At 49.4% G+C, this 987-nt stretch carries 8 tRNA genes and 1 rRNA gene; all 9 read right to left on the reverse strand.

Going from position 1 to position 987, the window contains the following annotated elements:
* Window positions 1–61: 61 nt before the first annotated feature.
* The 9 genes from WEIDD23_RS11950 to rrf all read right to left on the reverse strand — a co-directional run bounded on the left by WEIDD23_RS11950 (window position 62) and on the right by rrf (window position 916).
* Window positions 62–135 (reverse strand) — tRNA-Met (locus WEIDD23_RS11950).
* Window positions 136–159: 24 nt separating this feature from the next.
* A tRNA-Pro gene (locus tag WEIDD23_RS11955) sits at window positions 160–233 on the reverse strand.
* Between the two features lie 38 nt (window positions 234–271).
* Window positions 272–344, reverse strand: a tRNA-Arg gene (locus WEIDD23_RS11960).
* A 9-nt stretch (window positions 345–353) separates the two neighbouring features.
* Window positions 354–437 (reverse strand) — tRNA-Leu (locus tag WEIDD23_RS11965).
* A 2-nt stretch (window positions 438–439) separates the two neighbouring features.
* Window positions 440–512 (reverse strand) — tRNA-Gly (locus WEIDD23_RS11970).
* A gap of 4 nt (window positions 513–516) precedes the next feature.
* Window positions 517–589 (reverse strand) — tRNA-Thr (locus WEIDD23_RS11975).
* A 57-nt stretch (window positions 590–646) separates the two neighbouring features.
* A tRNA-Lys gene (locus tag WEIDD23_RS11980) sits at window positions 647–719 on the reverse strand.
* Window positions 720–721: 2 nt separating this feature from the next.
* Window positions 722–794, reverse strand: a tRNA-Val gene (locus tag WEIDD23_RS11985).
* A gap of 5 nt (window positions 795–799) precedes the next feature.
* Window positions 800–916: ribosomal RNA gene (gene rrf / locus WEIDD23_RS11990) — 5S ribosomal RNA — on the reverse strand.
* Between the last annotated feature and the right edge of the window lie 71 nt (window positions 917–987).

Below are 987 nucleotides of genomic sequence, written 5' to 3' on the forward strand. Positions count from 1 at the left end.
GGACGGTTATGAGCCGTCTGCTCTAACCAACTGAGCTAAAGGTCCTTGTTATTTGAGTCAATCGCGGCGGGGGGAATCGAACCCTCGACCTCCCGGGTATGAACCGGACGCTCTAGCCAGCTGAGCTACACCGCGAACTATAACATATTCTGTTATAAACCGGGACGACAGGATTCGAACCTGCGGCCCCCTGGTCCCAAACCAGGTGCTCTACCAAGCTGAGCTACGTCCCGAACTTATTCATTTGAAATTAGCAAACTACGTTCGCTAATGGACCTAGCAGGACTCGAACCTGCAATACCCGGTTCGTAGCCGGGGTGTTTATCCAATTAGCATATAAGTCCATAAATAAGTGCCGGCTACCGGGATCGAACCGGTACGATGTTTCCATCGCAGGATTTTAAGTCCTGTGCGTCTGCCTATTCCGCCAAGCCGGCAAAGCGAACAACGGGATTCGAACCCGCGACCTCTACCATGGCAAGGTAGCGTTCTACCAACTGAACTATATTCGCATGATGCCGACTAAAGGACTCGAACCTTCGACCCTCGCTTTACAAGAGCGATGCTCTACCAACTGAGCTAAGTCGGCGACATAATATAAATCACCGGTTGACGGAATATTTATTATTTGTGGGTCATTACCCAATGGGTCGTCAGGGGCTCGAACCCTGGACCCATGGATTAAAAGTCCACTGCTCTACCAACTGAGCTAACGACCCAATGGACGTTACAGGGATCGAACCTGTGACCCCCTGCTTGTAAGGCAGGTGCTCTCCCAGCTGAGCTAAACGTCCAATGCGCATCGCGACTTCCTATCCTCGCAGGAAGCGATCCTCCAACTACTTTCGGCGTTACTGAGCTTAACTTCTGTGTTCGGTATGGGAACAGGTGTGACCTCAGTGCCATCGTCACGACACGACTAATATTTAAATTAGCATTACGAGATTAATTATCTCAAAACTGAATCATAATGTCAATAGTTAATTT

Origin of the sequence: Weissella sp. DD23 (genome assembly GCF_001579105.1) — a bacterium.
Classification (GTDB): Bacteria; Bacillota; Bacilli; order Lactobacillales; family Lactobacillaceae; genus Weissella; species Weissella cibaria.